At 28.6% G+C, this 13771-nt stretch carries 14 protein-coding genes; all 14 read left to right on the top strand.

Going from position 1 to position 13771, the window contains the following annotated elements:
- The first annotated feature begins 26 nt into the window (after nucleotides 1–26).
- The 14 genes from ccrC (at nucleotide 27) to MHZ36_RS00005 (ending at nucleotide 13718) form a co-directional block, all read left to right on the top strand.
- A complete protein-coding gene (gene ccrC, locus MHZ36_RS00070; RefSeq protein WP_239228863.1) occupies nucleotides 27–1703 on the top strand; it encodes a cassette chromosome recombinase CcrC in 1677 nt (558 codons plus the stop codon).
- A gap of 105 nt (nucleotides 1704–1808) precedes the next feature.
- A complete protein-coding gene (locus MHZ36_RS00065) occupies nucleotides 1809–2147 on the top strand; it encodes an SAUGI family uracil-DNA glycosylase inhibitor (protein ID WP_210133416.1) in 339 nt (112 codons plus the stop codon).
- A gap of 95 nt (nucleotides 2148–2242) precedes the next feature.
- A complete protein-coding gene (locus MHZ36_RS00060) occupies nucleotides 2243–2554 on the top strand; it encodes a DUF960 family protein (protein ID WP_210133418.1) in 312 nt (103 codons plus the stop codon).
- Nucleotides 2555–2569: 15 nt separating this feature from the next.
- Entirely contained in the window at nucleotides 2570–3076 is a 507-nt protein-coding gene (locus tag MHZ36_RS00055) for a DUF1643 domain-containing protein (RefSeq protein WP_210133420.1), read from the top strand.
- A gap of 27 nt (nucleotides 3077–3103) precedes the next feature.
- A complete protein-coding gene (locus MHZ36_RS00050) occupies nucleotides 3104–3550 on the top strand; it encodes a JAB domain-containing protein (RefSeq protein ID WP_239228862.1) in 447 nt (148 codons plus the stop codon).
- A 169-nt stretch (nucleotides 3551–3719) separates the two neighbouring features.
- The gene (locus MHZ36_RS00045; protein ID WP_210133384.1) at nucleotides 3720–4592 is read left to right on the top strand and encodes a WYL domain-containing transcriptional regulator; all 873 of its coding nucleotides are present in this window, start codon (nucleotides 3720–3722) and stop codon (nucleotides 4590–4592) included.
- 51 nt (nucleotides 4593–4643) lie between these two features.
- Nucleotides 4644–4934 carry a hypothetical protein gene (locus MHZ36_RS00040; protein WP_000065262.1) on the top strand — a complete coding sequence of 97 codons (291 nt, stop codon included), beginning with the start codon at nucleotides 4644–4646 and terminating at the stop codon, nucleotides 4932–4934.
- A 15-nt stretch (nucleotides 4935–4949) separates the two neighbouring features.
- Nucleotides 4950–5438 carry a hypothetical protein gene (locus tag MHZ36_RS00035; RefSeq protein ID WP_210133382.1) on the top strand — a complete coding sequence of 163 codons (489 nt, stop codon included), beginning with the start codon at nucleotides 4950–4952 and terminating at the stop codon, nucleotides 5436–5438.
- Nucleotides 5439–5574: 136 nt separating this feature from the next.
- The gene (locus MHZ36_RS00030) at nucleotides 5575–6174 is read left to right on the top strand and encodes a hypothetical protein (RefSeq protein WP_210133380.1); all 600 of its coding nucleotides are present in this window, start codon (nucleotides 5575–5577) and stop codon (nucleotides 6172–6174) included.
- A gap of 19 nt (nucleotides 6175–6193) precedes the next feature.
- Entirely contained in the window at nucleotides 6194–6745 is a 552-nt protein-coding gene (locus tag MHZ36_RS00025) for a hypothetical protein (RefSeq protein WP_239228861.1), read from the top strand.
- A 294-nt stretch (nucleotides 6746–7039) separates the two neighbouring features.
- On the top strand, nucleotides 7040–7903 hold the full coding sequence (gene galU / locus MHZ36_RS00020) for a UTP--glucose-1-phosphate uridylyltransferase GalU (RefSeq protein ID WP_239228860.1): 864 nt from the start codon (nucleotides 7040–7042) through the stop codon (nucleotides 7901–7903).
- A gap of 30 nt (nucleotides 7904–7933) precedes the next feature.
- A complete protein-coding gene (locus MHZ36_RS00015) occupies nucleotides 7934–10807 on the top strand; it encodes a CDP-glycerol:glycerophosphate glycerophosphotransferase (RefSeq protein ID WP_239228859.1) in 2874 nt (957 codons plus the stop codon).
- Nucleotides 10808–11067: 260 nt separating this feature from the next.
- Nucleotides 11068–12309: an ApeA N-terminal domain 1-containing protein gene (locus tag MHZ36_RS00010; protein WP_239228858.1), complete on the top strand. Its 1242-nt coding sequence runs from the start codon at nucleotides 11068–11070 to the stop codon at nucleotides 12307–12309.
- A 320-nt stretch (nucleotides 12310–12629) separates the two neighbouring features.
- Nucleotides 12630–13718 carry a hypothetical protein gene (locus MHZ36_RS00005; protein ID WP_239228856.1) on the top strand — a complete coding sequence of 363 codons (1089 nt, stop codon included), beginning with the start codon at nucleotides 12630–12632 and terminating at the stop codon, nucleotides 13716–13718.
- Nucleotides 13719–13771: the final 53 nt, after the last annotated feature.

The raw sequence follows: 13771 nt of genomic DNA, 5'->3' as shown, positions 1-13771 counted from the left end.
TATTCTAATAAAAGGAGTGGTGTGTTATGAGTGGTAAAATTGCACTTTATTCACGCGTTAGTACGTCTGAGCAGTCAGAACATGGTTATTCTGTAAAGGAGCAGGAACAAGTACTCATCAAAGAAGTTGTGAAAAATTTCCCGGGTTATGACTATGAGACATATACTGACTCAGGCATTTCAGGTAAAAATATTGAAGGTCGTCCGGCAATGAAACGTCTATTACAAGATGTTAAGGATAATAAAATCGAAATGGTATTAAGTTGGAAATTGAATCGTATTTCTCGCTCAATGAGAGACGTGTTTAATATTATTCATGAATTCAAAGAGCATGGCGTAGGTTATAAATCGATTTCTGAGAATATTGATACATCCAATGCTTCTGGAGAAGTACTCGTTACAATGTTTGGGTTGATAGGATCAATTGAGCGTTCAACATTGATCAGTAATGTCAAGATGTCGATGAATGCTAAAGCGCGCAGTGGAGAGGCAATCACCGGCAGATTGCTTGGATTCAAGTTGAAGCTCAATCCACTTACACAGAAAAATGATTTGGTTATCGATGAAAATGAAGCTAATATTGTACGTGAAATTTTCGATTTATATTTGAATCATAATAAAGGCCTCAAAGCCATTACAACCGTACTTAATCAAAAGGGGTATCGTACTATTAATCAAAAGCCATTTTCAGTGTATGGTGTTAAATACATTTTGAATAATCCAGTCTATAAAGGCTATGTCAGATTCAATAACCATCAAAACTGGGCTGTACAGCGAAGAAGTGGCAAAAGTGATAAAAATGATGTGATATTGGTCAAAGGTAAACATGAAGCCATTATAAGTGAAGAGGTATTTGACCAAGTTCATGAAAAATTAGCTTCTAAAAGTTTTAAACCAGGTAGACCTATTGGTGGAGATTTCTACCTTCGTGGGCTCATTAAATGTCCAGAGTGTGGCAATAATATGGTATGCCGACGGACTTATTATAAAACGAAAAAGGCGAAAGAACGGACAATCAAACGCTATTACATTTGTTCTTTATTCAATCGTTCAGGGAGTTCTGCCTGTCATAGTAATGCGATCAATGCAGAAGTAGTCGAACGTGTAATCAATGTTCATCTAAATCGTATTTTGTCTCAACCGGATGTGATTAAAAAGATTGCGTCAAATGTGATAGTAGAACTGAAACAAAAGCATAGTAAACAAACAGAAATAAAATATGATATTGATAGCCTAGAAAAACAAAAAGCAAAAGTTAAATCACAACAAGAACGATTGTTAGAATTGTTCTTAGATGATGAAATGGATAGCGAAATGTTAAAAGCTAAACAAAGTGAAATGAATCAACAGTTAGAAGTATTAGACCAGCAAATTAAAGAAGCGCAACGAGCAAATAAATCACAAGCTGAAATACCCAATTTTGATAAGTTAAAAGGGCGACTCATTTTGATGATAACACGATTTAGTGTGTACTTAAGAAAGGCTACACCAGAAGCTAAAAATCAACTTATGAAAATGTTAATTGATTCAATTGAAATTACGACAGATAAACAAGTGAAACTCGTAAGGTATAAAATTGACGAAAGTCTTATCCCTCAATCTTTGAAAAAAGATTGGGGGTCTTTTTTTATGCCCAAATTCCAATTCGAAATAGACGGTCGAAACAATTATTTCATCGACCAAATTACCACTTTTACCACTTAGTTCTTAGTGACAAAAGTGCGAGAAATGAAATAAAAATCAAATATATATTATCAAAATGATGTAACACATGCATACATCAATCAAACACATTAGGAGGTCATAATGATGACATTAGAACAACAACTCAAGCACTATATAACCAACTTATTCAATCTGCCAGAGAATGAAAAATGGGAATGTGAATCTATCGAGGAAATCGCTGATAATATCCTACCTGACCAATATGTAAGGCTTGGTCCACTTAGTAATAAAATACTTCAAACCTATACCTACTACTCTGACACAATTCACGAAAGAAATCTCTATCCTTTCATTCTCTACTATCATAAACAACTCATAGCCATCGGCTATATCGACGAAAATCATGATATGGATTTCTTATATCTACACAACACCATCATGCCCCTTTTGGATCAACGATACTTACTAACAGGAGGACAATAAAATGCATAAATATATCAAACTAACACAATTAGCAATCACTATCCTAAGTGAAATCATTACTTGGATGAAAGAATCAGAACGAAAGGAAAATGCTTATGAATAGATATATTACTCGTGGTATTGCCCAAAATTTACCTATCTCCTTACAAAAACAACTATTACAACTTGTAGCGCAACGTGAAAACGAACAGTCCAACGAACTAGAAGAAATAGATTACTTTCATGTCTTCCAGTTCAACATGCACAATAATCAATTATATGTAAAACACAAACAAGAACGTCCTGAGTATGTAAAAATTCATAAAGCGAATTATTCGAAAGATCTCAATATTAATAAGGTCTACATTATCCGAGAAGATGATGTAGACCTTTCTTACTATGTCATGATACTACCCGAAGAATATTAATAGGAGGCATTAATCATGCAGAATATACAATGTATATTAGAAACTGAAGCAATATTTAGTGATGATAATCAACATCGTTATTTACTCAAAAAAACGTGGGACAAAGATAAAAAGATAATTTCAGTTATAACTTGTTATCCAAATTTAGAAGGAACCCAAAAATTAGATTTAACGACTCAATTAATTCTAAATAAAGTATCTGAAATGAAAGACTTCGGATCAATTAATTTTGTGAACCTATATTCAAACATGATAACAACCACAAATATAAAGCATATAGAAAATAGTCATGATAAGCACACTGACATTCAAATCATGAAAGCTGTTAAAGAAGCAGATGAAGTTATATTAGCTTGGGGTGCATACGCTAAAAAATCAGTTGTTGAGTCTAGAGTCAATGAAATATTGGAAATGTTAAAACCACATAAAAAGAAAGTGAAACGACTCATTAATCCAGCCACCAATGAAATCATGCATCCCCTTAATCCGAAAGCAAGACAGAAATGGACTTTGAAAGCGTAACCTATATATGGAGGATGGAGGTAAATTATGAAAGAAATCAATATCGTTTCACTACAAATGATAAAAACAAATACATTAAGTTATCTAAAAGCTCGTATTTCAAACCCTGAGAATGCGGCAGAAATCATGCGTTCATTCATTGGAAACAGTGACCGAGAGCATCTCATTCTTATATGTATGAACAGTAAAAATGAACCTACACATATTCAAACACTATCGATTGGATCTATTAACCAAACAGTGATTCACCCTAGAGAAATATTCAAAACAGCACTGCACAGTAACGCCAACAGTATTATTTTAGGCCATAATCATCCAAGTGGAGATCTGACACCCTCTCCTGAAGATATCAATGTAACCGAACGGTTAATGCTCATCAGTGAAATGATGGGCATTTTACTTTATGACCATATTATTTTCTCAGATAGTCATACCTATTCCATTAGACAACATGATTTCAAGGTAGAGGTATAGCCGTATTTTGTCACTACCGTTACTTTGTCACTTTCCAACATTTATAAAATCCCTTTATATCAATGTTTTTATCTGAAAAATATTTTTCACAACTTTTAATAAATATACGGAGTATTGACTTATTGTGACAAACCTATTTTGTAATATATAACTTAAAGGAGGTGACATATTGGATCGTGCATTTCGAATATTAACAATATACAATCGGTTACTACAAAATAATTCCGTCAACAAGCAATCACTTACATTAGAACTTGAGACAAGTCCTCGAACGATACAAAGAGATATCGATGATATCAGAAACTTCTTATATGAAAGTAAATCATGGATAAGTGCACCTAAAGAAATTACGTACGATTATAAATCAGAAAGTTATAAGTTCGAACAAAATAAAAGTGAAAATATGTATTTTATGTATGATATTTTGACTGCTTTATACCTGACTACACCAAAATTAAGCCATTACTTTTATCAATATCTTAAATTATTAATCATTAAACACCACTCAGATCATCGAACTACATTATTAAAATATCTTGACCGCTTTGAAATTGATAAAAATCAAACAGTTATTTTGACGTCATCATTAGCTGTTCAAGCAATGAACGAAAATAAATATCTTCAATACAATCAAAAACTATTATTACCTTTATCGATGTACTATCAAATGTATACTTTTTACTTAGTATATCGAATGGATGATGAAATTTATATCGATGATATTAATCAAATGAATCTGAGTTTGTCTGAAAAATCTATGGACCTACAAGAAAAATCAAAGGTACTAACCTATATTACTTTTGAAATTGCTAAAGATGTGTGGTTAAAAATGCATCGATATTATCAAATTCATGTGATAGAGAAATATGATGCACATTATCTTATCGTCACTTTTAAGATGACAAGGCCCGAAGCTATTCAACTCTGTTTTATGTATCGATCCAATATACGTATCATTTCACCCCCTGATTTGAGAGAACAAGTGATTGATGAGTTACTTTTATTGCAGTCAACATATTTAAAACAACAGGTTCAAGAATAAACACAATTTACAATATTTTATAAATTATTAAATACGAAAGGAATGGGAATCATGAGCAACATAATAAAAACGATAGGTAAAGGTATTGGGAAAGGTGTCGGTGCAGCAGCATATTATTCAGTTGCGACTGTTGGCGCTGCCATCGGTGCGATTTGGGAAACAACAGGCGATAGAGGTTTGATGAGAGACGCTTTAAGTGATAGCTCTAACCAAGACTTAATGGAAATATATGAGATACAGAAGAAAGATGATGGGGATTATGATACTTATATTGCGGCTAAATCCTTATTACAAGAGAGAGGATTTACTTATAATCACGAAACGAACAAATGGGAAAAATAACAGGGAGTGAAATAAATGGAATTTGCATATTATGAAGCGAAATCTTTAAATGATTTTGAAAATGAACTAAAAACACTTGCTTTAAATAAAAAATATACATTTAGTAAAGAAACCGAAGTCCTTAAAGAAGAAGAAATTCTTGAAAAATCGAATAGCCATGAGCGCGAACTATTAAAAGTATTTAAAGATAATGCACAGATAACAACTCATCATTTTAAGAGTCATAAAAGTAATTACTTAATTATTATAGGAGAAACAAACACGCCTAATATTATTGGATTAACAGTTATATTTAACAAAAAACCTTTTAAACAATTGGGGAAAATTGCATTAGGATCGCTAATTGCTTTGACTTCTGGTGGAAGTATACTAGCCATCGGAGCCGTATTTGGAATACTTACCTCAGTTGTAAGACGTACACTTGTAATCAAAGGTCCATTAGGAAAAGAAATTTCACAAATTATAGAAAATGAATTGGGAGAACCAATAGAAATTAAAAAATAATAGAAAAGTAACTATTTTCAAAGACACATTGATTTCAAAATACGTTCTTTTTTCAATTATTTTAGAATAAATATAGAAAAGCGTAGCAAAATAGATTAATATAAAAATAGAATAGATACAGAATGGGGATAGCAATGTGAAGAAAATTTTTGCAAGTTTAGGTGTTATTTTATTAGTTGCAGTTTTAGGAGTTGCAGTTGTATTTGCATATGGAAGTTACAAAGATTTAGAACTTAAAAAAGAACAAACTAAAGTAACTGAAAACAAACAAAAAGATAGTAAAAACAAAACTTCCAAAAAAGAACAACAAAATCAAACTACAAACCAAACAGAAATTCAAGAATCAACAAACACAAATAATAATTCTAATGAAGAACTCAATACTAATGAAGTGCGAACAACAGAAGATGGTGAAGAAATTAAAAAAACTAAGAATGGCGTAGACTATACTGGTGAATTTGATTCTCCTGAAGAAGAGGAAGAGTTTGAAAAAGGTGTTATGGCCCAATCTGGTGGTGGAGCTACAAATGGAGAAAATACAGAAGAAAGCTCACCTAAATACACAGCTGAAGATGCTAAAAACATGTCTGATGATGAATTTTTAGAGGCATATAAAGAAGGCATGTCAAGCGAAGATGCTGATGCAGTAGATGAATTATCTAAAGATCCAGCTTATAAAGAATATTTAAGAGGTCAAGTTGAAGCACGCGCCAATGGTCAAGGTGGCAATTATTAAATTTAAGGATGAATAGATTATGAAAAAATTATTAAGCACAATAACAATAATTGCTATTGTTGGCATATTAGCAGCTGTTGGATTTTTTGGATACAACAAGTATCAGGAAGTAGAATTAGAAAAAAATAAATTACAAGCTCAGAAAAAAGAAAAAGACGACAGTAATTCGCAAAGTAATAGTGAAACATCTGAAAATGAGAATAAATCAAATGAAAGTCAAAGTAATAATCAAGAACCAAACAATGATGGTAGCCAAACAGTAAAAGTCCATGAAGGAAGTAGTGAAAGAACTGCGACTAAAGATGAATTTTCAGATTTGAAAGTGAATAGAAATAATGTGTTTGATTATGTTATAGAAGCTGTTAATCAAACTGATGGAGGAGATGCTTCTTTAATCAAATTCCAACAACCTGAATTTTCAGCACAAGATGATGGCATATGGAGAATAGCAGCAAATAATAAAAGCGGGCACGGTTCATATACTTTTATTGTGACTCAAGATGGAACTGTTCAAATGTGGGACGGTTTGATGAATGAAAAAATTGAAGAACAAAAAGTTACATTAAACTAAAGCAGCTGTAAAAAATATAAAGAAAAACATTATAACTAAAAATGAGATTTATTGGATAATATAAAGGAGTAACGCATATAGCATACTCCTTTATATTATTTTGCTATTAAAAAGTATTTAAAATATATTAAATGTCTCTATATTTTTACTATTAAATTTTGTTATACTAAAGCAAGTGTGATTTTATACTAGTACATTCTAAATTGTGCTTTATTCAGTACTGTTCTAAAATTTATTGATAAAAAATGGGAGCTTTATCAATAGATTTGAAATATTAGTGGGAGGATGTAATTTATGAAAATTAAGAAGGCTATAATACCAGCAGCAGGTTTAGGGACCAGGTTTTTACCAGCAACTAAGGCGATGCCTAAAGAAATGTTACCTATTTTAGATAAGCCTACTATCCAATATATAGTAGAAGAAGCAGTAGAAGCGGGAATTGAAGATATTATTATAGTTACAGGTAAGCATAAAAGAGCAATCGAAGATCACTTTGACAATCAAAAAGAATTGGAAATGACTCTAGAAGAAAAAGGTAAGTCTGATTTACTTCAATCAGTAAAATACTCAAGCAACCTAGCAAATATGTTTTATGTAAGACAAAAAGAACAAAAAGGTTTAGGTCATGCTATATGGACCGCTAGACAATTTATAGGGAATGAACCATTTGCTGTTTTATTAGGAGATGACATTGTACAAGCAGATACTCCAGCGATAAAACAATTGATGAATCAGTATGAAACGACAGGTAAATCAATTATAGGAGTACAACAAGTAAATGAAAATGAAACACATAGATACGGTATTGTTGATCCACTAGATTCTAGTGAAAGACTGTTTAGTGTCAATAACTTTGTTGAGAAACCACAACCTGGAACAGCACCTTCAAATTTAGCAATAATGGGGCGATATATTTTAACACCACAGATTTTTGATTATTTAAATCGACAAGAAATTGGTACAGGTGGAGAAATACAATTAACAGATGCAATTGAACATTTAAATTCTAATGATTCTGTCTATGCATATGATTTCGAGGGTGAACGTTATGATGTTGGCGAAAAAATTGGGTTTGTAAAAACTACAATAAAATTTGCTTTAAAAGATGATTATATGAAAAAAGAAATTACAGAATTTATTAAATCCATAAATAAATAAGTAAATACAAAAAGTATAGGGAGATATAAAATGGATACAGTTTTAATATATGGGACTTTTTCTTCTGCTAAGGAGCTAGAACAAATATCGAGTATTTTAGAAAAAAGTGATAGAAAGATTATCATCGCTAATAATATAAATTCGAAATATAAAATTAATGGTAGTGAGTTCAATGAAAAGTTTGATCTAATAATTAATTTTGACAGCTTAAATGATTTGAATGTATTTGAAAAAATGGATATTAAAATCATTAGATTAAACGAGCTATTATATGAATCATACGACTTTAAAATGAGTGTGATTATACCTGTATATAATACTCAAGACTATATACATGAAACCTTAAATAGCATCATAAACCAATCTATGGAATTAAAGGATATCCAAATTATTATAGTTAATGATGGTTCAACAGATGATTCTGATTTTATTTTATCTAAGTTCCAAAAATTATATCCAGATAATATTAAGTATATTTATAAAGAAAATGAAGGTGTTTCAATTGCAAGAAATACTGGGTTAAAATACGCGAAAGGAAAATATATTAATTTTATTGACTCTGATGATAAATGGGGACTAACAACATTCAAAAATGTATATAACTTTTTCGAAGATAATCCTACTATCGATGTAATATCAACGCGTTTAAGCTTTTTTGATGGAATGGTAGGCGAACATCCATTAAATTACAAATATAGTAAAAAAGAAAATAAAATTATAGATTTGTCTTATAACTATGATTACATACAAATGCATGCTTCTTCTTCCTTCTTTAGAGCTTCATCTTTACAAGGTGTGAAATTTGATACCACTTTAAAATATGCTGAAGATGCAAAGTTTGTGTATAACGTTTTGAAAAAAACATTTAAAATTGGTTTAATGAGTTATATTCAAGGTTGTTATTGGTATAGAAAAAGGAAAGATGAATCATCTGCTATCGATACAGCATTAACTAAAGAAAATTATTATAGTCATACATTAGAAAATTTTCATAATTACTTAGTAAATGATTACCAAAATAATAAAATACCTAAATATGTACAAATGATGATTTTGTATGACTTGCAATATCGTCTAAAATATCAAACAACTACTTTTTCTACATTAAATAAGAATCAAATTGATAATTATACTCAACACATTATTAATTTATTAAAAGTAATGGACGATGACGTGATATCTAATCCAAACTTAAAACATATTAATGCTGTATACCAAGTAGCTATTTTATCAGTGAAATATGAAGGCTATAATTTCAATATAAGTAAAGAAGAGGGTATCCATAAAATCTTTTCAAATAATATTTTTATTAAAAATATTACAGATATGTACCTTAAAACGGAATATATCTATGAAAAAAATAAAGTATTAAAATGCGGATATAGTTTGCCAAATATTAATATGAATATAGATGTCACACCAGTATTAGTTATTAATAAAAAAGAGATAATACAACCCAACAACGAAACAATTATTACTGAACAAACATTTTTAAATATGAATATTAGTTATAATAAATTTTACCGTTTTGATATTCACTTACACGATGGTATTAAGACGATAGAAGTGAAATATTTAGTTAACAATCAAGCATTGGAAGATATTAAACAAGTAAGTAAAACGCAGCATACAAATTTCAGCAATACCAAGATTCCGTTTAGGCAATACAAAAATAGAACTTTGAAATTGAAAGATAATAAAAAAATAATAAATTCTAGAAAACATAGAATGCCAGTTATTAAAAATATCTTAGGCTTAATAAAAAAACAGCACACTAGAAAGTCTGGGATATATAAATCGATAGGTATTATTAACAAAAAAATCAATAATCAAAAAGTGTGGTTATTTGTAGATAGATTGGAAAAGGCAGGAGATAATGCAGAGGCATTATTTGATTATGTCTATAAGAATAAAAAAGATGTAACACCTTTCTTTTTAATTAATTCATCTAGTCCAGATTATATAAAATTACGAAACAAATATGGATCAAAAGTTGTTGGCTTTAATAGTAAAAAACATCATCTGTTAATGTTTAAGGCAGAAAAAGTATTTTCTTCACATTCTGAGGCTTATTTAAACAATCCTTTTGGCACAATTAACGGTAAATTCATAAGAGAATTATTAGATTTTGAATTCGTTTTTTTACAACATGGTATTCTTCAAAATGACCTTTCTACCTTATTACACAAACGTAATAAACCTATGGACTACTTCATTACAAGCGCTAAAAAAGAAAAAGAAGAGGTTATTCAAAAATATGGTTTTAGTGAAAAAGAAGTTTTACTTTCTGGTTTACCTAGATTTGATTTATTAAAAAGTAATAGTAAGAAGAAAGAAAAATGTATTACAATTATGCCAACTTGGAGACCGAATTTATTGGGTGTAAGTGACAATGAATTTTTAAATAGTTTATTCTTTAAAAGTTTAATCGAATTTTTATCTACCTTTGAAATTCAAAAGATAGCAAAGCAAAATAATATGAAAGTTAAATTATGTTTGCACCCGAAAATGCAAGCGAGGTTTTCAAAGTTCTTTGGTACAATACCCAATATTGAAGTTATGGATCGTGTTAACTATAAAGACGTAATAAGCAATACGGATATTTTAATTACTGATGTATCATCTATAGCGTTTGATGTTGCATATTTAAAAAAACCTATTCTATATTATCATTTTGATATTGATGATATCTATTCATATTCTGCTTATGAACCTGGTTATTTTAACTACTTAGAGGATGGATTTGGTCCTGTTGTTAATGACTCTCAAGCATTGGCTTCGGAACTAATAAAAATTAAAAAAAATAATTATAAAATAAGTAAATTTTATCTTAGAAGAGTTGAATCATTTTTTGAATTCGATGATGAATTTAATAGAGAAAGAATAATTGACTTAATATCATAAAACACTCAGTTGAGAAGTTATTTTAAAAATATTAACTAAATTTAAATGAATAATCACCCGGTTTTAGTTGATAATGCTAAAACTGGGTGAATTTATATATTTTTATTACAAATCTGTAGATTAATCTTTAAGTAATAAACACCTTATTGATTTTTTTGAATTACTAACATTCTTTTTTAGCAATATCACTAATAAGGGGAAGCGTATCATAAATAAAACTAAAATGTTGTGAATAAACTGATTAAACTATGGAGGTTAAAATGAAATTTAAAGATATGAAAATGACAGACTATAAATCAATTAATGTTCTAATTTATTTTAAAGATTTAGTTAAACCGATTGGTGGAAGTTTAGTTTATGATAACAATAGTATCACTTTATCTTTTGTGTCTGAAGAATTTTCTTTTAAAAATATAGGAACAAAAAAAAGTATCGAGAATTTGAAAATACTAACTCATGAAGGAGAAAATATAACATTAATAAATGGAACAATTTTAACTCACAAAACTCATACTGCTAATATAAGTGCATATAAATACCATTTTCAATATCTGATTATTAATAAAAATAATTACGAAGTATGCTCTAGTGAAAAAATATTTAGTGGATTTAAATTAAATTGTACATATTTTAAAGAAATTTTAAAACGGAGTCCTTTTTCAATAGGATTTAGTGATGAAGATGGCTTTCCTAAATTTATAGAAACTAATTTAGCAAGTGCATTTGGGTTTTCAATAATTCAAAATCCGCAAATACAAGTTACTGATTCATTCACGGCTAAATCAACTTTTTTTAACGAAGAAGGTGATCTTGTATTAAAGTCAACTCCTTTCATTGATGTTAAGTATTTCTCAAATCTGAAATTTGAAGATATGATAAAAGAAGTTAATAATTTAAAAAATTTATTCTCATTTTTGATGGATATGCGTATCTTAGTAGAAGAATTATTTCTAAAAAATAATGAAGAACAATTTAAAGTATTATGGTCAAATGAAAGTAGTATTAGAGTAAGCAAGAAGAGAGTAAGTTTAATAGCAGAAACAAAGGAATTAATTCAAAATAGTTTACCTACTATCTTAACTAATTATTATAAAACGGATATTTTTCAAGACATATTTGAAACTTATGTGAATAATATGTATAAAGCTATATATGTAGAAGATTTTTTATTATCACAGATAATACTTATCGAGGGATTAGATACAAGGTTTAGAGATAGGGACGGTAGAGACTTAAAAAAAAGATTAGAAAAGTTCGTTGATTATTTTTCTGAAGATGAAATTGAAAAAGTTAATAATAAAATTGGAAGTGAAATTCAATTAAATCAAGGTTTAATTGACTATTTACATAAATTTCGAAATTATCATTCACATTTATATGAACAGAAAAGAAAACCGGAAATTCAACTGGATATTTACACTATTTCAATATTTTTAAAAGAGCTAATTAAAGTATATATGCTTAGTAAACTTACTGATCAAAGCCTATTAAAAACAATTTAGTAAATCTAATCTTAGTAACCATCAAGTAGGAAGTAATTAAATAGGGAGAAATGAAAATTAAAAGGACGAAACACATTTTCTCTATAAAACTATTATTATGAATTAATGAATCTAGGTGTGGTTATTGCAAGTCGTCAAAGCAGTTATTTATACTAATATTCAATTTAAATATACATTTTATTTCTTGAATTTAGTCACATTCTAAGTCATTGATGAAACAAAAGCATGTTTATATTAATAAATTTCTATAGTACCAAGTACAAAGAGATTTTTAAGTTAATTTTCACTATTTGTATTTTATTTACTGGAGATGAAATTATTTGAAGACTAAACCGTTGTTATATTTTTTTTTAATTTTTATATGGACGTTAATTTTACAAAAGTTGGCTTATGGACCATCTATCATAACTGTACTTTACTTATTGTCAACTACTTTGATATTGCTAATTATAAATATTAAAAATAAGAACTTACAGAACTATTTATTAAATGTATATCAATATAGAAAAAATATTACCCATCTTAAAAATTGGGTGATATTAGATGATGAAAAAAACATGCATAAAAAAATAGTTAGAAAATATTATGAGAAAGTGAATAAGATAATGTACATTTTTAGTTTCTTTTTTATTATTATAATTGCTTATCTTTTAAATGTCCTAACTATAATTCAGCCATTAGTACTTATTGCTCTAATAGTCGTTTTGATTGGCTTTTTAGTTTGTTTGATACAGGTCGTACTTTATAGATTTCCAATTGCTATCACGTTAATAATCCCTTTTATCTCTTTTTTCATTGTCTCTTTTTTGCACGATAGTAACACAATTAGAAATTTAATATTATTGAAAGTTTTATTTGTTTTATTTTCTGCTATATCATATAGTTTCATATGTCTCGGGGCACAACCTTATGTTATTAGAAATTTACATAAAAATCAGTTATTTATTAATGGTGTACCAAATATAGTTTTATTAATTTTTACCCTTGCAATGAATAATATAAAAAAACCATCACTTAACTTTACTAAAGACCCTAATTTTTCAAAATATCCTAATGAAGTTCAAAATATTCTTTTAGATCAGGAGTTTTCTAACACAATAAGAGATATTATTTACCAATCTCAAATGACTGAGGTTACTTCTGATATAACAACGTATATTCTTATAATCAGTATAACGATTTTTACATTTAGCGCTTCATTAAATATAAAAATGAGGTGTGATAACAAAAAAGCATCTAAGCTACTTTCTAATGTTAGAAGAAAAAGTATAAAATATCAAAAACTTTGTTATAGAGATTTCCAAAAAATTAGTTATTACGGAGGTCAATACTACGAAGATCAACTTTTTTCAATACCTGGTATTTATAAATTTATTTATGATATTGAATCAAATAAAGAAAAAATCTAAATATATTTAATGTTACTATTTAAATACGCATTATTATTATTATATCGTGTCTC

This window comes from Staphylococcus sp. ACRSN, assembly GCF_022346615.1.
GTDB lineage: Bacteria > Bacillota > Bacilli > Staphylococcales > Staphylococcaceae > Staphylococcus.
Note: the sequence above shows the minus strand (reverse complement) of the source record. Positions and strands in the feature narration are given on the sequence as shown.